General features: G+C 66.4%; 17 protein-coding genes. 10 read left to right on the top strand and 7 right to left on the bottom strand.

Annotation, left to right across the window (positions count from 1 at the left end; genetic code table 11):
- Window positions 1-36: 36 nt before the first annotated feature.
- The 4 genes from ACQUQR_RS05615 to ACQUQR_RS05600 all read left to right on the top strand — a co-directional run bounded on the left by ACQUQR_RS05615 (window position 37) and on the right by ACQUQR_RS05600 (window position 5232).
- Window positions 37-2142 (top strand): PepSY domain-containing protein, encoded by a 2106-nt coding sequence (locus ACQUQR_RS05615; RefSeq protein WP_435195446.1) that lies wholly within the window; start codon window positions 37-39, stop codon window positions 2140-2142.
- 268 nt (window positions 2143-2410) lie between these two features.
- Window positions 2411-2902 (top strand): hypothetical protein, encoded by a 492-nt coding sequence (locus tag ACQUQR_RS05610; RefSeq protein WP_435195444.1) that lies wholly within the window; start codon window positions 2411-2413, stop codon window positions 2900-2902.
- 91 nt (window positions 2903-2993) lie between these two features.
- The gene (locus ACQUQR_RS05605; RefSeq protein WP_435195442.1) at window positions 2994-4079 is read left to right on the top strand and encodes a hypothetical protein; all 1086 of its coding nucleotides are present in this window, start codon (window positions 2994-2996) and stop codon (window positions 4077-4079) included.
- 1 nt (window position 4080) lies between these two features.
- On the top strand, window positions 4081-5232 hold the full coding sequence (locus ACQUQR_RS05600) for a hypothetical protein (protein ID WP_435195440.1): 1152 nt from the start codon (window positions 4081-4083) through the stop codon (window positions 5230-5232).
- A gap of 442 nt (window positions 5233-5674) precedes the next feature.
- Here the strand turns inward: ACQUQR_RS05600 and ACQUQR_RS05595 are convergent, their stop codons facing one another.
- The gene (locus tag ACQUQR_RS05595) at window positions 5675-6532 is read right to left on the bottom strand and encodes a hypothetical protein (RefSeq protein ID WP_435195439.1); all 858 of its coding nucleotides are present in this window, start codon (window positions 6530-6532) and stop codon (window positions 5675-5677) included.
- Window positions 6529-7944: a hypothetical protein gene (locus tag ACQUQR_RS05590; protein WP_435195438.1), complete on the bottom strand. Its 1416-nt coding sequence runs from the start codon at window positions 7942-7944 to the stop codon at window positions 6529-6531. The genes ACQUQR_RS05595 and ACQUQR_RS05590 overlap by 4 nt, the downstream gene beginning before the upstream one ends.
- Before the next feature lie 128 nt (window positions 7945-8072).
- Between ACQUQR_RS05590 and ACQUQR_RS05585 the strand changes: the two genes are divergently transcribed.
- Genes ACQUQR_RS05585 through ACQUQR_RS05575 form a run of 3 tightly spaced genes read left to right on the top strand, consistent with a single transcriptional unit; the run spans window position 8073 to window position 9762 of the window.
- Window positions 8073-8717: a cohesin domain-containing protein gene (locus ACQUQR_RS05585; protein WP_435195436.1), complete on the top strand. Its 645-nt coding sequence runs from the start codon at window positions 8073-8075 to the stop codon at window positions 8715-8717.
- A 58-nt stretch (window positions 8718-8775) separates the two neighbouring features.
- Window positions 8776-9357, top strand: coding sequence for a hypothetical protein (locus ACQUQR_RS05580; protein ID WP_435195434.1), 582 nt, complete (start codon window positions 8776-8778; stop codon window positions 9355-9357).
- Between the two features lie 39 nt (window positions 9358-9396).
- Entirely contained in the window at window positions 9397-9762 is a 366-nt protein-coding gene (locus ACQUQR_RS05575; protein ID WP_435195433.1) for a hypothetical protein, read from the top strand.
- Here ACQUQR_RS05575 and mvaD read toward each other — a convergent pair.
- Window positions 9759-10730 carry a phosphomevalonate decarboxylase MvaD gene (mvaD, locus tag ACQUQR_RS05570; RefSeq protein WP_435195432.1) on the bottom strand — a complete coding sequence of 324 codons (972 nt, stop codon included), beginning with the start codon at window positions 10728-10730 and terminating at the stop codon, window positions 9759-9761. The two genes, ACQUQR_RS05575 and mvaD, sit on opposite strands and share 4 nt — an antisense overlap.
- A 43-nt stretch (window positions 10731-10773) precedes the next feature.
- The gene (locus tag ACQUQR_RS05565) at window positions 10774-11727 is read right to left on the bottom strand and encodes a mechanosensitive ion channel family protein (protein ID WP_435195430.1); all 954 of its coding nucleotides are present in this window, start codon (window positions 11725-11727) and stop codon (window positions 10774-10776) included.
- Window positions 11728-11830: 103 nt separating this feature from the next.
- Here ACQUQR_RS05565 and ACQUQR_RS05560 point away from each other — a divergent pair, with 103 nt between their 5' ends.
- Window positions 11831-13387: a uracil-xanthine permease family protein gene (locus tag ACQUQR_RS05560; protein WP_435195428.1), complete on the top strand. Its 1557-nt coding sequence runs from the start codon at window positions 11831-11833 to the stop codon at window positions 13385-13387.
- Window positions 13388-13468: 81 nt separating this feature from the next.
- Window positions 13469-13684, top strand: a complete 216-nt coding sequence (locus tag ACQUQR_RS05555; protein WP_435195426.1) for a hypothetical protein — start codon at window positions 13469-13471, stop codon at window positions 13682-13684.
- 5 nt (window positions 13685-13689) lie between these two features.
- Here ACQUQR_RS05555 and ACQUQR_RS05550 read toward each other — a convergent pair whose 3' ends face one another.
- Both ACQUQR_RS05550 and ACQUQR_RS05545 read right to left on the bottom strand, forming a co-directional pair.
- Window positions 13690-14259, bottom strand: coding sequence for a thioredoxin family protein (locus ACQUQR_RS05550; RefSeq protein WP_435195425.1), 570 nt, complete (start codon window positions 14257-14259; stop codon window positions 13690-13692).
- 58 nt (window positions 14260-14317) lie between these two features.
- On the bottom strand, window positions 14318-14734 hold the full coding sequence (locus ACQUQR_RS05545) for an EamA family transporter (RefSeq protein ID WP_435195423.1): 417 nt from the start codon (window positions 14732-14734) through the stop codon (window positions 14318-14320).
- A gap of 107 nt (window positions 14735-14841) precedes the next feature.
- Here ACQUQR_RS05545 and ACQUQR_RS05540 point away from each other — a divergent pair, with 107 nt between their 5' ends.
- Entirely contained in the window at window positions 14842-16650 is a 1809-nt protein-coding gene (locus tag ACQUQR_RS05540) for an LEA type 2 family protein (protein WP_435195421.1), read from the top strand.
- Here ACQUQR_RS05540 and ACQUQR_RS05535 read toward each other — a convergent pair.
- Window positions 16635-17864, bottom strand: a complete 1230-nt coding sequence (locus ACQUQR_RS05535) for an MFS transporter (protein ID WP_435195420.1) — start codon at window positions 17862-17864, stop codon at window positions 16635-16637. The two genes, ACQUQR_RS05540 and ACQUQR_RS05535, sit on opposite strands and share 16 nt — an antisense overlap.
- Window positions 17865-17890: the final 26 nt, after the last annotated feature.

The raw sequence follows: 17890 nt of genomic DNA, 5'->3' as shown, positions 1-17890 counted from the left end.
TAGCCATACGACATACCCCTCTCCAGAGGCCCAGCAATGAGACACACCAGACAGCTACTCAGTATCCTGCTGGCGACCGTCATGGTCACCAGCCTGTTCGCCATCGCCCCCGTCGCGGGACAGGCGGACGACCCCGACCCGGTCTCGCTCCCCGTCGGGAGCCAGCTCTCGCTGCTCGTCGACGGCCAGCGCGCCGTCGTCGAGGACCGACTCGACGCCGAGCGGTACGAACTCCGCGTCGAGACGGAAAACGCCACCACCGAGGAACGCATCACCGAACTGCGGCTCCGCGCCGACGACATCAGCGCCGACCGGAGCGCGCTCATCCAGGCGTTCCGCGCGGGTGAGCTCTCCAAAGAGCGGCTGCTCGCCGGGCTCGTCCTCACGGACCTGCGCGCCGAGCTGACCGCCGAGGAGGTCGAGACGCTGCTCGCGGCCGACCCCGACAACGAGGCGTTGGCCGACCTGCTCGCCGACCTCGACGGTGAGGGCACGTTCGATCCGCTCGTCGCCGCGCTGCGCGGTGGCGACGCCGAGATGGAGGCCCGTCTCGAGATCCGCGGTGACGGCTTCCGCGCGGAGGTCCGCACCGACGGCGAGACCCGCACCGAGTGGGAGGGCGGCGAGGCCGACGACGACCGGAACTTCACCGTCAGCGTGAACGAGGCGATGGCCATCGCCACGGAGCGCGTCGGTGACGACTGGTTCGTCACCCGCGTGCAGGCCAACGAGTACCACGGCACGTGGAAGGTCCGGCTCGCGACCGAGTCCGGTGGCGAGGCCCGCGTCGAACTCGACGCCTCCACGGGCGAGGTCATCGAGGTCCGCGAACGGACCGGTGACGCCGACGGCGGCACCGAGATCGAGACGAAAGGCGAGATCGACCTCGCGTTCGACGGCGAGCTCACGGCGGGCGAGACGGTCACCGTGACCGCGACGCTCGACGGCGAGCCAGTCGCGAACGCCACCGTCGAGGTGAACGGCGAGGACGTCGGCACCACCGACGCCGACGGGATGGCGACCGTCACCGTCCCCGCGGGCGACGAGCTCCGCGTGGAGGTGGAGACCGACGAGGCGGAGGGTGAACTCCGCGTCCGCCACGAGGCGAGCGACGCACCCCTCCGGCTCACCATCGACGGCACCATCGCCCCCGGTGAGAACGTCACCGTGACGGCCACGAAGATGGGCTCCCCCGTCGCCGGTGCCGAGGTCACGGTGAAGAACGAGGCCGGCCAGCGCGTGACGGTCGGCGCGACCGACGCCGACGGGATGCTCACGGTGAGCGTTCCCGCCACCGGCTTCGACCTCCGGGTCGAGAGCGGCGACGCCCGCGGCGAACTCGACGTGGAGTTCCCGGGTGTCGATGACGACGGAATGGACGACGACGAGATGGACGACGACGGAATGGACGACGACGACGCCCCCGACACCGAGGGCGCCATCCACATCGAGGTGCTCGGCGACATCGCGCCCGGCGCGACCGTCACCGTCGTCGCCACCCACAACGGCTCCGCGCTCGCGGGTGCCGACGTGTACGTGAAGGACGGCAACGGCGACCGCCAGCTCGTCGGCCAGACCGACGCCGACGGCCGGATCGACGTGACCGTCCCCGCCGAGGGCGACAAGGCCGGCCGGCTCTCCATCCAGGTCCGGCACGGCGAGCTCGAAGGCGAGTTCGACTTCGGCGACGATGACGACGACGGCGACGGCATCGACGACGGGGCCGCGATGGGTACCATCGCCATCGCCATCGAGGGGACCATCGCGCCCGGTGCGACCGTCACCGTCGTCGCGACCCACGACGGCTCGCCCGTCGCGGGCGCGACCGTCCAGGTGAAAGACGGCAACGGCGAGCGCCAGACCGTCGGGACGACCGACGCGAACGGCCGGCTCGACGTGACCGTCCCCGCCACCGGCGAGAAGGCCGGCGACCTCGACGTGAAGGTCCGCAAGGGCGAACTCGAGGGACAGTTCGAACACGACGCGCCGGACGCGCCGGACGAACCGGATGCCCCGGATGCGCCCGACGAACCGGACGCCCCGGACGCACCCGACGACGATGACTCGGACAGCAGCGGTTCGGGCGCCAGCGGCTCGGGCTCCGGCGACTCCGACAACAGCGGCTCCGGCAGCTCGAACTGAGCCTGACCCGCTGATTCCCGGGTGTGTCACCCACGGATGCGACTCTTTTGAACTCATCAGACACTGACGGGGGTTCCGTGCTGCATACACAGCGCGAGTCGGTCAGGGGCGAGGCCATCCAATCACGCCGACTAAGGTTTCCACACAAAGAATCCCTGTTTCTTCCAGCTTAGTAACGCTCGATGCTTTTTCCCCAATACTTGGTTTACTCGGGTCCAACTAAATCGTCTTGAAAAGAGATATGTGAATCACGGAGAACAACTGGTGTGTGGCAACGACCGCTCCAGCTTGGGTATCAATAGCGGCCACACTTCTTGGAGGTGGCATCTTAGCATATGGCGTTCGCCAAGTCTGGAGCGGTCACAAACTGAAGAAGGCGCTCAAGGCCGAGATACAATCGATGAAGGGCCTTGAGAACTGCAAGAACTCGATGAATTCCCGGAAATCTCCCCCCTCAGACAAGCCCCTCTCCCCTTCTGACGTTCCACCAGCCGGGTCAATCCCGACCACGATATACGAGTCGAACGTCGGTCAGCTGGGGCTGCTTTGTCGGCAGGACCTCACAGATGTTGTCGAGTTCTACTCTGACGTTCTCCGATACAAGGCAATCATCACTGCTGTCAGATCCGGTGAGGACATTCCAGAACCAGATCAGAAAGACCTCTACGACTCGATTAGTTCCTTAGAGCATCGCCGTCGGTCCCTTTTCGGGGGAGACTGGATGCCAGACACCGAGGACGACGGAACCGCTGATGATTGAAAAGAAGGTGATATAGTGAACACTTATGTTGGGCCGTTGATTCTGTTATTACACCCACACAGCCGAGAGCATCATCCATCGGACTCCCATCATGAGTGAACTAGACTTCCTTGAAGCGAAAGACCTCTCGTTCTCCTCCGAGTCCGATTTCTTCCAGTACATCACCAACGACGTTGATTTAGACGATGTCGATGGGAATGTCAATCTGATTGGGTCCGTGAGCGACTACCTCACTAAAGAGGAGTTCGTCCAAGCTCTCGACAATGGCTTCGAAACCATCTGGTCCACCGACGATCTCTATCTTTTGGCAGCCCACACCGGGTCATCCTCAATTCCATACTACGTGTATCTCGATGAGGACTTCCCCGTGTTCCTAACCACCGCCAACATAACGGACGAGATGCCGGGAACCATCGAAAACTTCCTTAAATCCGACCCGAACCTGGGTCGATTCTGGCTCTCTATGGAACAAATGGAGTTGCTACGCGCAGAGATTTCACGCGAATACGACGATTTGATCATCCCGTTCTTTACCGGCCATCGGTCCGAGTATACAGAAATCCCAGCAGAGAAACGCGACGAAATCGACCGTACCGTTTCGTATTGGGGTGAGGATGGTCGTCAGGCGTATAAGGAGATGCGCACCAAATACGGAATTCTCCCGACAAACCTCGTGTTCGAACGCCCGAACCATTTCAAGTTCGGAATTAAACAGGAAGGTGTCTTCAAGCACCAAGGTGGCTCGATTACAGAGACGTGGGAGCTATATCGAAGTGAGCGAACCCGAAAAAGCCGCGTAAAGAACGCGATTAACAGTGGTGGGTACGATACCGATGCACGGAGTGAGCAGTTCGAAGGTCGTACCATTTCGGGGAGCAGACCATGGGCTGTAGAGATGGATGAAGCAATGAGCACCGACCCGCTCGAAAGCTTCGTCCCTCATATCAGCGAGGAGGAAATGGAGTTCAGTGTTGCAGGCTACAAAGCAAAGCCAAACACTCCTGGATTCGACGCGCAGCTGGTCGATACGAACAGCTACGGTAGCACCAAACTCCGCGGGCGTAGAAAGACGATTCGAGTATACCCACACCAGGGTTCAGGAATTGACCAGCACTTCCGTATCTACAACTTCGTTCAGGACCACTTCGATCCTGCCTGCCGAGCAGTAGAAGTCTAACATGATCTCGCCGGAACATGTAGACTCGGATAACTACCTTCCCCGGCTTTCTGATCGAGATGAGTCTAACTTCCGGGAGAAGTACGAAGAGAAGCATGGAGAGCTGTCGTACGACGCCTCAGAGACTGCTGTAAAGGCATTACTCCGGAACAAGCACGAGCCTCAGCATGAGGTGTTCGAAGCGATCGCTGACGGGTTCCATCCGTACAACGATGAAGGCATGAATACGGGGTATGAGGTTGCGCTAACGAACCCATTGTGCGAGATGCGAGAGACTCCCGCCGATGTGCTGTTAACGGCACAGGACTATCGAGAAGTCCATCTCTGCTTCGTGGTTTGTGAGGCAGGCGGTGAGAACTACATTGAGTGGGCAAGGAACATCAATGAGGTCAGCGACCTATACACTGGTCACGAAGAGGAACTTCTAGAGCAAATACCGATTGAGGGTCTTGACCCCGGCCATGTCCAGTTCGTCACTGCGGCTCCCAAAGAGGATCTACCGGATATCGATTTCAAGTATATGAAAGGCAGTGTCTCTCCAAATAACTACTCGTTGTGGGTTGTTGATGACGACTACGAGGGGAACGGGGAACGGCAGGTTGAGTTGCGGAAGGAGTACGGTACGGTTGCTCATCGGCAGCTACGGGCTGTGCTTGATTCGGGATTCGATTACGGGAAAGGAGAGAACACGGAAATCAATTGTACGCTCAACAGTCACGACTTCATTGCGCTCCGTGAGACGTTCATGGGGCTGATGCTCAAACAGCATGCTGCGGACAAGGAACAGCCTCGTGAATTCAACCGAGACGATTTTATAGACGAACTAACGAGGCAAACACAGGTTGCTGATCCTCCCGAGCAAAAGGTTGACGTGATTCGTTCACGGGCAAGTACTCTGCTGGCTGTGGCTGATGATGCGGAGATGGTATACTCGGGGTCGAATAGCAATATCAATACGAATCGGGATTTCCGGCTGCGCTATCCGACTGGGATGCCTACGCAGGTTCCGGAGCATGTCAAACCGAAATACATCGACTATCGAACGCCGATTAAGATGGCAGAGGATGCTTATGACCGCGCTCGTGCCGAGTTCGAACCTACCGATCCATTGAAAACAGAGTTGGATGAATCGGATTCGTGGGGAACGGACTAGGGTATTTCGCGTCGGTTACAGTTGGTTGTTCGACAGCGTCGTACGACAATATGACGGTGATGTCGAGAAGGACCGCGACGAGTATCGGCTCTGGAGTCACGACACCGATCACTCCGGGCACTCCGAGCACGATCACTGCGAATGAGAGAGCGAGCATCGAAACGAAGCCCGATCGGATGCATGTAGTACCTACATGCACCAACGGTCTATATATCGAATTCACCAAATACATCGTGAATAAAATACGATCGGCGTGACCGATGTACTCTCTGTATTCAGCACGGTCGGTGAAACCTATCTCCGATTTGGGATGGCAACAGAGTCACGGACGCAGTTCTCACGCGGGGCTCCCCCGCGTCGTGCGCTATCTCCTACTGGGGGCGATCGCCGCGTTCGTCGGCGTTCTCGGGCTTTCGGTGCTCGCGGCCCTGCTCTAGCGAACTCAGACCGCGTGCGTGGGGAGCGTGCCGTCGACGACGACGATCCGGCCTGCCCGGCGCACCACGATATCCCCGTAGTCCGCGAACCGTGCCGTCGCCAGCCACGCGTCAACGTCGGCGCGCGCGGCCTGTTCGGCCGACTCGAAGCCGAAGACGTACCGCGAGCGCGATGATTCGGGGCCGAAGACGTAGCGGTGGCCGCGCACGCGCCCCCCGTCGAACCGGGCGTTCGCGGGGTCGGCGTCGTGGACGGGGTGGACGACGAGGCTCACGTCGTCGCCCGGGCCGAGCGCGGCGAGCGCCTCGGCCACCAGCGGGTCCCCGCTCCAGCGGTCCCTCCCCTCCTGCCCTGCGGCGAGTGTGGCTGCGAGGGCGTCGTCGGGCGCGACGACGAGCGCGCCGTCGGAGGATTCCCACCCGATGGGGCCGTCGTTGTTGAGTGAGTGGTCCGCGGCGAGGGTGCCCGAGCCGTCCCCGAACTCCCCGAACAGCACGGCCGCGCGGCGCGGGCCCTCGCGGGCGTGGACGAGCAGGTGGGCCCGCACGTCCCCGTGGGCGACCTCCCCGGGGAGGGGTACGCTATCGAGGTAGCCGGCGTACTTCCGCGCGGTGGCGGGGGGCATCGCGTCGGCGACCGAGAGCGCCCGCTCGCGGTCGAGGAAGAAGACGGCACCCGTGTCCGTCCCATGAATGGCGGGGTCGTAGGTCCAGCGGGCGATGGTGTCGGCACCCGGGGCGGGGCCGAGGGGGTCGGTGGCCGGTGCCCGGTCCCCGCGGGTGCCCCGGTAGCCGAGACAGCCGGCGAGCGCGCTCGCGGTGCCGAGACCGATGCCGCCGAGGAACCTTCTCCGTGTGCTCATGCCCCGAACGGCTGGGAGACGATCCACAGCGAGACGACGGTGTAGAACACCATCAGCGCGAGCATGGGCACCTGCGAGCGGACCGCGGCTCGTCGCGAGTCGAAGTAGTCGAGCGCGGCGTGGTGGGCGACCCAGACGGCGACGACGTGGCCGACGACGATGAGCCCGACCATCCAGTACCAGACGAGCGCGGGGGTGACGCCGGCGACGAGGTCCGGCTCGGGGACGATGGCTGCACCCGGGAGGGGTCGGGCGAGCACCGCGACGAGGAGTTCGTGCTGGAGGAGATAATAGAGGCTGTAGTGGGCGAGGTGGTAGGCGGCGGCGATGGGGACGAGCGAGAGGACGAACCGGCGCATCACGTCCCCGAGCGGGCGGGACTCACCGGAGGCGCGGGCCATCGCGAGCGAGACGACGGCGTAGGCCGCGACGAAGGCGACGTAGCCCGTGAGGAGGATTGCGCCGCCCCAGAGAACGCCCCACAGCGTCGGGTGGAGCCCGGGGTTGGGCAGCGCGATGAAGAGGTGGAGGAACGTCTCGGTCTCTTTGAAGCCGTCGAAGGTGAGCGCGTAGAGCATGGCGACGACGAGGAGAACGCCCTCGACGCTGGTGACGGCCTCGCGGACGAGGCCGACGGCGGGGGCGCGCACTTCGATTCCCTCATCGGTGAGCGCGAGGGGGGCAAAGCGGCCGAAGAAACCGAAGACGAGGGTGAACGCGTCGGCGTTCTCCAACCACGCGTCCTTCCCGAAGACGGCCATCCCGGCGAGCATGACGAGGAAGTAGCTCGCGGCGAGCGCGGCGGCCAGAATCGGCTGGGCGAACGCGAGGACGACCATGTTCAGCCAGACGAAGACGAGGAAGGCGACGAGCGCGGGGAGCGCGCCGAGCCAGTCGGGGTACTCCCGGTCGAGGGAGGGCTCGCCGAGCCACTCGAAGACGACGGTCCACGGGGCGATGACGCGCCAGACGTCGACGACGAGCAGCGCGAGGATGCTGTAGCTCACCCACCAGAACACCTCGACGAGGAAGACGGGGGCCGGATTGGTGAGTACGTCGTTCGGGCCGAACAGGCCGAGTGCGACGACGAACGCGAGGAGCGTCACGCTCGCGACACGGGCGAGGAGGCGCGCGGGCCGGAAGTCCTCCGCACGGAGGAAGCGGTGGCGGTAGCTGAACGCCCGCGCCCGGCGGCCGATGAACGCGCCGGCGAGCGCGAAGGAGGCGAACACCACGGCTCCGCCGGAGGTGAGATAGAGCCACGGCGGGATCCCTTCGAGGACGGCGTCCCCGCCGGGGACGCCGTGAGCCGCGGCGGTGCCGGTCGTCGCGATGAGGGCAGCGGTGAGGGCGGCGAGCGTGGCGGTGCCACGGCCGACCCGGCCCTGCCGCTCGGAACGTGTCGGAGTCATATGTCCGAGAACCCCTCGGACGAGGATAAGCCGGCGGGAACGGGGCTTCGCCAGTCGGGCGGGGGCTTCCCCATCCTTCCCGGTTCGCCCGCTCGGGTTCATACCCACGGTGCGCCTTCCGTGGAGCTATGAGCACTACGCGAGCGCTGGCCGTTGCCCTCGCCCTCGCCGTCGTTCTGGCGGCGGTCCCCACGGCGTCGGCGGACGGCCTCGCACAGCTCTCGTTTACGCCCGCGGTCCAGACGGTCGAGGCGGGCGAGACGTTCACTGTCGACCTCCTCCTGCAGAGCACCCCCCAGATCGCCTCGGGTGCGTACAAGGTGGGGGTCGTCGTCGCCTACAACGCCACGCTGGTCGAGGCGGTCGCCATCGAGGAGGGGGATTTCCTCTCGCGTGGGGGCGTCGAGACGTTCGTGAACAGAAGCGAGATCGACAACCGTCAGGGGTTCCTCGTCTACGACCTCGAACGCGACTTCGAGGACGGCGGCGTCGCGGGGCTCGGTACGCTCGCGACGGTCACCTTCCGCGCCCGGGAGACCGCGCCGGACGCGACGTTCGACCTCCGGTATCTCGGCGCGCGCATCCTCCTCACCGACGGGGAGTTCCAGCAGGTGGCGGCCACACCGGCGACCGTGACGGTCGTCGCGAACCCGGACGCGCCCGCGGAGGACCCTGCTCCAAGCATCCCCACGGAGCTCCTCGTCGGCGGTGCCGTCCTCGTCGGCGTCGTCGCGCTGTTCGGGGGGATGTTGCTGTTCGTGCGCCGTCTGTAGTCGGACCTTCCCCATCCGTCGCTGCCTCCTTTTATTCGATTGCGACATTCACCTAGCAATGCAGCACTGCCGGTACTGTGAGGAGACGTTCGACGACGAGTCACGGCTTCTCGCCCACTACAGAAAGCACCACGAAGGTGAACTGCGTGCCGTCGACCGCCGTCGCGTCGAGGCCAGCGCTCCGAGCCGCTCGCTCCCGACCGGGGCGCTCCTCGTCGGCGGGGCCGTTCTCCTCATCGCCGCGCTGTACGTCTTCGTCTTCACCAGCCCGGCGTTCGAACAGCGGAACGCCCCCGCGGGACTCGGCACCGTCCACGAGCACGGGACGGCGACGGTCACCATCGACGGCGCCCAGCTCGATTTCGCCGACCCGCGGTACGGTGACCTCGACACCTGTTTCCACTACCACACCGGCGAGGGGAACGTCTGGCATATCCACTGTCAGGGCGTGACCCTCGGTTACGCGATGGGGACCCTCGGAATCGGCATCTCGGATGCGGGCGTGACGGTCGACGGCGTCGAGTACCGCTACGACGACCCGAACGCCGTCGTCCGCGTGACGGTCAACGGGCGGGCCGCCTCGGCGGGGACGCTCATCGCCGACGGCGACGAGATCGACATGGTCGTCGCCCGCCGGTAGGGCCACAACGGCTTTTTCGGTGCCGGGAGTCCCCCCGATATGGCACTCCTCGACTCCCTCGTCGTCTTCATCGTGAGCCTGCTCATCGGTGGGCTGGGCATCCACGTCGGCGCCTCCATCCTCGCCCGCGGTGACGACTACTCACACGCCGTGGTCACGGCGGCGTTCGGCGCGCTCGTCTGGGCCATCGCGGGCACGCTCTTCGGTGGCATCCCGCTGCTCGGCCCGCTCATCACGCTGCTCGCGTACCTGACGGTCATCCGGTGGCGCTACGGCGTCGGCTGGCTCACGGCGGGCGGTATCGCCCTCATCGGCTGGGTCGCCGCCGTCGTCGTCCTGAGCGTCCTCGGCATCCTCGGGGTCGCGGACCTCTCGGCGACGGGGATTCCGCGCGTCAGAGGTTAGAAGAGCGCTTCCGACTCGTCGAGCACGCGCGCGGGGCCGCCGACCTCCCAGACGCGCGTGCCGATACCGAGCTCGGCGATCGCGGCCTCGACCTCCTCGACGTGTTCCTCGGTGGTGTTGACGTACACGGACGCGCCGGTGTCCGTGGAGTAGTACGCCGGAACGCCCTCCTCGCGGAGCGAGCGAACCGTCTCGAACACGCGGAGCGTGTCCGGCTGCCAGTAGACCCACGCCGCTGGGCCGGTCATCGTCGTCGCCGCGAGCGACAGCGAGTCCTTCTCCGCGAGCTCGAAGGCCGCGTCGAACTCGTCCGCGTGGAGCGCGTCGGTCATCGCGTCCAGCTGCTCGTGCATGTGCGCGAGCCGCGCCTCGAACATGTGGGAGTCGGCGGCCTCCTTGTGGGCCTCCTCGGTCTCTTTATATGCCGGAACCTCCGCGGCGACGATGCGCAGGTCGTCCTCCAGCCCGGTGCGGATGCGCTCGGCCCGGCAGTCCTCGTCGTTGTAGCCCGAGTAGAGGACCGAGAACGCCCCTGTCACGGCACGGGCCGCGGAGGAGGAGCCACGACGGGCGACGGTCGAGACCTCGGGGCGAGTCAGGTCGAGTTCGGCAGCTTCACACAGCGCCATCGCCGCGGCGGCGAACCCCGAGGAGGAGGAGCCGAACCCGATGTTCGTCGGGAAGTCGTTCTCGCTTTCGAGGCGGACGCGGGTGTCGATGCCCGCGAGCTCGCGGACGTGGTTCACGACGTGGCGAACCCGCTCGGCTGCACGGCCGTCGACGCGCTCGCCGTCGATGACGTAGCGGTCCTCGTCCAGCGACTCGTCGAACGCCGCGGTGGTGGTGGAGTTCGACGGCGCGGTACAGACGCTGATGGAGTCGTGATACGGCAGTCGCAGCTCCGGGTCGCGCATCCCGTGGTACTTGACGAGCCCCTGAATCGGGTGGGCCTTCGCGGTCGCTTTCATGGTTTGGGGACCGGTGCGGGCCCGCATAACGGTTCCCTTCTCTCTACCTGTTGCGCCCGACGGGGAACGCCACGCGGTCGGGGTGCTCGTTCAGCCGCGCGAGGATGCGCTCGTAGAGGTCGTTGCGCACCCGCTGGCCCTGCCGGGGGTTGACGAGATACCGGAGCCGGAACTCTACCCACGACTCCTTCTGCACCAGGTTCACCTGCGGGCGGTCCCGCACCTCGAGTTCGACGGGCGTCTCCGCCAGCCGCTTTCGGTACTCCGCGATGTGGCTCGCCATCTCGTCGCCGAGGTAGTCGTCGGCCTCTTCGACGATGAGTTCGCGGGCAAAGGCGAGGTCCGTCTCGTAGGCGACCTGGATGCCGAGTTCGTTCCAGACGTAGGGGAACCCCTCCCACGAGAAGTTGTAGACGTGCGAGGAGAGCACCACGCTGTTGGGGAGGGTGATGATGCGCCCGGAGGGCTGGTTGGAGGTGACGAGCTCCCCGTTTATTTCCCACAGCGTCGTGACGAAGAAGTCGATCTCCACCACGTCACCCTTCGACCCCTCGATGGCGACCCGGTCGCCCACCTGGTACGGCCGTTTGACCATGATGTAGAACCAGCCGATGAGCGAGAACAGGGGCTGTTGCAGCGCGAAGGTGATGGCGAACCCGACCACGCCCAGCGAGAACAGCACCCCGACCCACTGCTCGGTGACGACGCCGAAGACGCCGACGAGGCCGGCGGTGATGAAGAGGAACCGGAGGACGTTCCGGGCGTCGTGTTTCCGGCGTTTGTCCACCGCGCGGTCGACGACGAGCCGGAGGACGAGCAGGTACGCGGCGTACGCGGTGAACCCGACGGCGAGGGCGACGAACACCGTTCCCACGATGTAGGAGACGGCGAGCCCGTCCACCTGTCCGGGGATGAGCGTGGAGCGGCGGGCGACCCCGCCGACGAACGCGAAGACGACGGCGAGGGCGAACGAGACGTAGCCGAGGGGGCGTTTCACGGGCGGTACGTCAGCGGCCGGTGACAAAAACGCTCCGTGCGGCGCGCGGGCGGGGCCGCGAACCGACACGGATTTATCGGTGGGAATGACCGGTACGGCTGAAATGGGGACCGACTCGGGCGACGGGGGTTCGACCCTCGTAGAATTCGGCATCGACGACAGACCACCCCTCTCCACCTCGCTTCTGCTCGGCGTCCAACACTATCTCACCATGGTCGGCGCGAACATCGCCGTCCCGCTCATCCTCGCGAACCTGATGGGGATGCCCGGCGACGTGACGGCGAAGTTCGTCGGCACGTTCTTCGTCGTCTCCGGGCTGGCGACGCTCGCGCAGACGACGATCGGGAACCGCTACCCCATCGTGCAGGGCGCGCCGTTCTCCATGCTCGCGCCGGGGATCACCATCGTGCTCGCCGCGCCCGCCATCGCGGGGATGCCCGACTGGAACGCCAAACTCCTCTTCTTACAGGGGGCCATCATCGTGGCCTCGCTCGCGGAGGTCGCCATCGGCTACTTCGGGATCGTCGGCAAACTCCGGCAGTACATCTCGCCGGTCGTCGTCGCCCCGGTCGTCGCGCTCATCGGCCTGTCGCTGTTCCAGGCCCCGCAGTTCTCCAGCGCGACGGCGAACTGGTATCTCGTCCTCCTGACGCTGGGGCTCATCGTCCTCTTCTCGCAGTACCTGGGTGACGCCCACCGCGTCTTCGACCTCTTTCCCGTGCTGCTGGGCATCGCCGCGGCGTGGGTCATCGCGCTCGTCGGCTCGCTCGCCGGGGTCATCGCCCCCGGCACCGCGGGCTACATCGACCTCTCGTCGCTCGCCACGGACCAACTGATATTCGTCCCCTATCCCCTGATGTGGGGGACGCCGCGGTTCGAAACTGCCTTTATCATCGGGATGTTCGCGGGCGTGCTCGCCTCCATCGTCGAGTCCTTCGCCGACTACCACGCCGTCGCGCGGATGTCCGGCGTCGGCGCCCCCTCGAAGAAGCGCATCAACCACGGCATCGGGATGGAGGGGCTGGCGAACGTCTTCTCCGGGCTGATGGGCACCGGTGGGTCGACCTCCTACTCCGAGAACATCGGCGCCATCGGTCTCACGGGCGTCGCCTCGCGGTTCGTCATCCAGATCGGTGCGGCCGCGATGATCCTCGTCGGGGTCATCCCGCTGTTCGGCAAGATCATCGCGACGATGCCCGCGCCCATCGTCGGCGGGCTCTACATCGCCATGTTCGGCCAGATCGTCGCCGTCGGCCTCTCGAACCTGAAGTACGTCGACCTGGACTCCTCGCGGAACCTCTTCATCATCGGCGTCGCCGTCTTCGCCGGGATGGCCGTCCCGGCCTACATGGGGAACGTCGACGCGGCCGCACAGGGGATGGACTCGGTGGCCTCCGGCCAGGAGCTGTTCACCCAGGGGCTCGCCGGGGTACCCGTCCTCGGGAGCGTCCTCGGCTCCTCCGCCGTTGCAGGGACGCTCTACATCATCCTCAAGACGCACATGGCGGTCGGGGGCGTCATCGCGCTGTTCCTCGACAACACGGTGGCGGGGACGCCGGAGGCACGTGGACTCTCCGCCTGGGCCGACATCGCGGAGGGGGAGGCCGACTTCCGGTCGTTCCCCGAGCGCGTTCGTGGGCGCGCGCCGGCGGACGACTGACCCCGTCACCCACGTCGGCGCGGCACACGCCAGCCCGTCTCGCGCGAGCCTTATCCGTCCACGTCGCCCGAGTTGTTCACCATGACACGACTCGATCTCCTGACCGGCCTGCAGGCGCTCGGCCTGCTGTTCGCCGTGCTGGGCGACCTGCTCGATAGCACGCTCACGATGACCCTCGGTATCGGCGTCTTCGGGCTCGCGCTCGCCGCCGCCTTCGCGGTGTGGGGCGCGATGCTCGTCGAAGGGACCCGGACGTGGACTGCCACGCCCGAGCGCATCAGAAAGAAGTCCCTCTAATCAGCTCAGTTCTTCCACTTGATGGAACAGCCCCGCGCGGGCGCTTCCGCGGGCTCGACGTCCTCACCGGCGAGCAGCGCGTCGATGCGCTGGGCGACCTCGAACCCCGGTTCTCCCGAGGGCGCCGCGTCGGGCGACTGTGCGTCGTCCAGCCGGCCGTGGTACACCACGCGCCACTCGTCGCCCTCCTTCGCGAGCAGGAACGGGTCGGGCGTGCAGGCGGCCCCGTACGCGCGGGCGACTTCTTGGGAGTCGTCGCGGAGGTAGGCGTCGTACGCGATGGTGCCGTCCGCGACGAGTTCGACCATCCGCTCGAAGGAGTCGTCCGGGTACTCCGTCTCGTCGTTGGGGTTGACCCCGACGACGGCGCAGTCGTCGTAGCGCTCGGCGAGCGCGTTCAGCGTGTCGACCTTCGCCTGCGCGTACGGACAGTGGTTGCAGGTGAACACGAGGAGGACGGCCTCGGTGTCGAACGAGTCCAGCGTGTAGCTCTCGCCGTCGCTGCCCGGCAACTCGAACTCGGGTGCGGCGTCGCCGACTGCGAGCTCCGCGTCGTCGGATTCCTTCATGACCATACCTCTCCTTCACGGGGGAACGGAAAAAGTCGTGTGGCAGCGGTGAGGTTCGGAGGGTTCAGGACGCCGTGAGGTAGACGGCGACGCCGGCGAGCAGGATGCCGACGGCCTTCTTCGCCGTCAGCGGTTCGTCCAGCGCGAGGATACCCACCGCGGAGGAGGTGACGAGGAACATCCCGAAGATGGGGACCACGACGGAGACCGGTCCCGCGGCGAGCGCCCGGTAGTAGGCGAGGATGCCGACGGCGAGACAGACCCCGGCGGCGACCATGTACTTCGCGTCGGGGTGGGTGAACGCCTCGGTAAGCGACTTGTCCGCGGAGAGGACGACGACGGCGATGGCGGCGACGACGAGCATCCCGTTCGTCACGGCGGCGACCACGTCGCTGGAGAGGTCCTGTGTCGCGAGCTTGGTGAGGGGGGCCACGAGCGTGTAGGAGACCAGCCCCAGCACCGCGTAGGCGATGTAGTTCATGTCGATTGCTGTGGTCGGACGGTGAAAACCGTACGTATTCTCCGTCGGTGCGCCAGCGGATCCCACGGCCGTCGGCTTTACACGCGCTGACCGACTATCTCCCGGCAATGGTCGCACGAGGCGCCCTCCTGAAGGTCGCCGCCGGCATCCTCGTCCTTGCGGTGGTCGGGGGTGGGGCGGCGCTGTACTCCGTCGGGTCGGACTTCCAGCAACCGCGGGTGGAGTCGATCGAGAACGAGTTCGGCGCCGTCTCACAGGAGACGACGACGATTCAGACGCAGGTGGTCGTCCGGAACCCCAACGACGAGGCGCTTCCCGGGGCTGCAACCATCAGCTACGAGGTGTATCTGAACGACGTGGCGGTCGGAGACGGGTCGAAGTCGGGCATCGGCCTCCAGCCGGGGCGCAACGAGATCTCCCTCGACACCCAGCTCGACAACGGGAAGATCCCGGCGTGGTGGGTGACCCACGTGAACAACGGGGAGCGGACGACGCTGACGACGGCGCCCAGCATCTCCGTCGCCGGCATCTCCACGGACTTGCCGAACCAGACGCAGACGTTCGAGACTGACCTGCTCGGCTCGTTCCAGTCGAACGAGTCGCGGACGGTGACGGTGGCGAACGAGTCCATCCTCGAGGTGGGGGGCCAGCGGGCGTCGTGGGGTGAGGCGACGGCCGAGACGACCCCCATCGTCGTCGAGACCGAGCTCACGAACGTCCACGACGACACCGTCCAGCTCGACGGGACGGCGTACACCATCCGGATGAACGGCATCGTCGTCGGCAACGGCACCACCGCGGAGACGCTCTCGCTCGACCCGGGCGAGTCGACGACGTACACCGTCACGCCGGCCATCGACACGCCGCGGATGGAGCAGTGGTGGGTGAGCCACCTCCGGAACGGCCAGCAGACGGAGCTCACCGTCGAGGTGTACGGCGTCGTCGAACGGGACGGCGAGCGCCAGCGCGTGCCGGTCACCATCTACGAACAGCGCGCGGCGTTCACGACGGACCTGCTCGGCGACGGCGAGACGACGGTCGAACCGCTCCCGACGAACGACACCGCGTTCGCGCCGCCGGAGCTCGCGGGCACCCAGAGCACGTGGGGGGAGGTCACCGAGACGACCACGACCATCGACACGCAGGTCGCGGTGCGGAACCCCAACGCCGCCGCCTTCGAGTTTCTCACGCTCGACTTCTCGCAGCGAACCACCGTCGGTGGCGTCGAGGCCGCGAGCGGGGCGACCACCGTGGAGGGGCTCCCCGCCGGCACCAGCACGTTCACGCTGGAGAGCACGATGCCGCACGACCGGGTGCCGCGGTGGTGGGCGGCCCACGTCAACAACGGTGAGCGCTCCGTGCTCCGGACGACCACCAACGGGACGGCCGACCTCGGCGTGACGACGGTGGACATCGCCGCGCCCGACGAGGAGCGGGTCGTGGAGACCCACGCGCTCGCGGGGTTCACCCAGAGCGAGGACGAGCGCATCCGCCAGCAGGGCCGCACGGTCCTCGTCATCACGGAGACCAGCGCGACGTGGGGTGAGGCCACTCGACAGGAGGCGCCCATCACCGTGACGGCGGTCATCGAGAACCGGCAGGCGCGGACGGTGACCATCGACGACATCCACTACCGGGTGGGGCTCAACAGCGTGACGCTGGCGAACCGCACCTCGGACCAGACGTTCACCATCGCGCCGTATTCGACCAGAACGGTGGAGCTGACGATGCGGCTCGACAACACGAAGATGGCCGACTGGTGGCCCACGCACGTTCGTAACGGGGAGACCTCGACGCTGACCACCGAGGTCGACGCGGACGTCTCCACCTCCTTCGGCACCCGTCGCGTGGCCCTCGACTCGTTCGCGCAGAACAGCACGATCGAGACGGACTTGCTCGGTCAAGAGGAGGAGTAGGCGACGGCGACGGAGAGGCCGAACGCGGCCGCGGCCACCGCGGCCACGGCGAAGAAGGCGAGCTCCACGCTCTGCTGTTCGATGACGACCCCGAACAGCGGCGGGGCCACTGCGCCGCCGAGTGAGATGCCGATGGTCATGAGCGCGAAGTTCTTCCCCACGTCGGCCCGCGCGGAGGCGCGGTCGGTGAGCATCGACCGGGCCGGCCGGGAGATGTCGATGGTCGCGGCCAAGAGCAGCACGACGGCGAGCGCGGCGACGGTGGGGAGCCCCGCGGCGAGCGCGGCGGCGAGCACGACGAGCGAGCCGTAGCCCAGATAGAGGACAGGTGGGGCCCCGACCACATCGGAGAGCCAGCCACCGGCGAGCAGGAGCACCGCGCCGACGCCGAGCATCGCGGCACCGTAGAGGGTCGCCGTCTCGGGGGCCACGCCGTAGGCCCCTTCGAGCAGCGTGGGCGCGTAGGCACGAACGCCCCAGGCGGCGACGCTGTCGGCGAACCACAGCAGCGTCAGAAGCAGGATGGTCGTTGAGCCGAGGAGGGTGCGGACGCCCCCGACCGCGCGGCGGGGGAGCGAGCGCGCCCACGTGGCCAGCCAGCCGGGGGTGAGCGCGGGGCGCTCCGCGGGGTCCTCGGGGTGGGTGATCTCCCGGGAGGTCCGGCGCATCGCGAGGAGGCTCACGACGCCGTAGAGCGCGCCGACGAGGGCGACGAGGCCGAAGGCGACACGCCAGGTGCCTCCGAGCCGTATGACGAGCGGGACGACGGCGAACGGGGCGGCGAGCCCCACCGCGCCGGCGAAGCCGTGGACCGAGTAGGCTCTCCCTCTGGCGGACTCGTCGGTGGCCGCGGCGAGCAAGGGGTAGTGGGCGGGGTGGTGGCCGGCGACGCCGATGCCCATGACGACGTGCGCGAGGAGGAGCCACTCGTAGGTCGGCGCGAGCGCGGCCATCCCGGCGCCGAGCGCGCCGAAGGAAAGCGAGATGCCGAGGACGAGCGAGCGGGAGTAGGCGTCGGAGAGGTAGCCGAACGGGAGCTGCAGGAGGGTGACGACGGCACCAAGCAGCCCGACGGCGAAGCCGAGGGCGGCGGTCGAGACCCCGAGATCCGGGCCGATGAAGCTGAACGCTGGCGGGACGAGGATGAGATAAGAGTGGTTGAGGACGTGCGAACCGGCGACCACGCCCACGACGGTGGATGACTCCCGTGGCACTACCCGGAGTCCACGGGGGAGGACTT

It is taken from the genome of Natronomonas sp. EA1 (assembly GCF_051195035.1).
Classification (GTDB): Archaea; Halobacteriota; Halobacteria; order Halobacteriales; family Haloarculaceae; genus JBNTJV01.
Note: the sequence above shows the minus strand (reverse complement) of the source record. Positions and strands in the feature narration are given on the sequence as shown.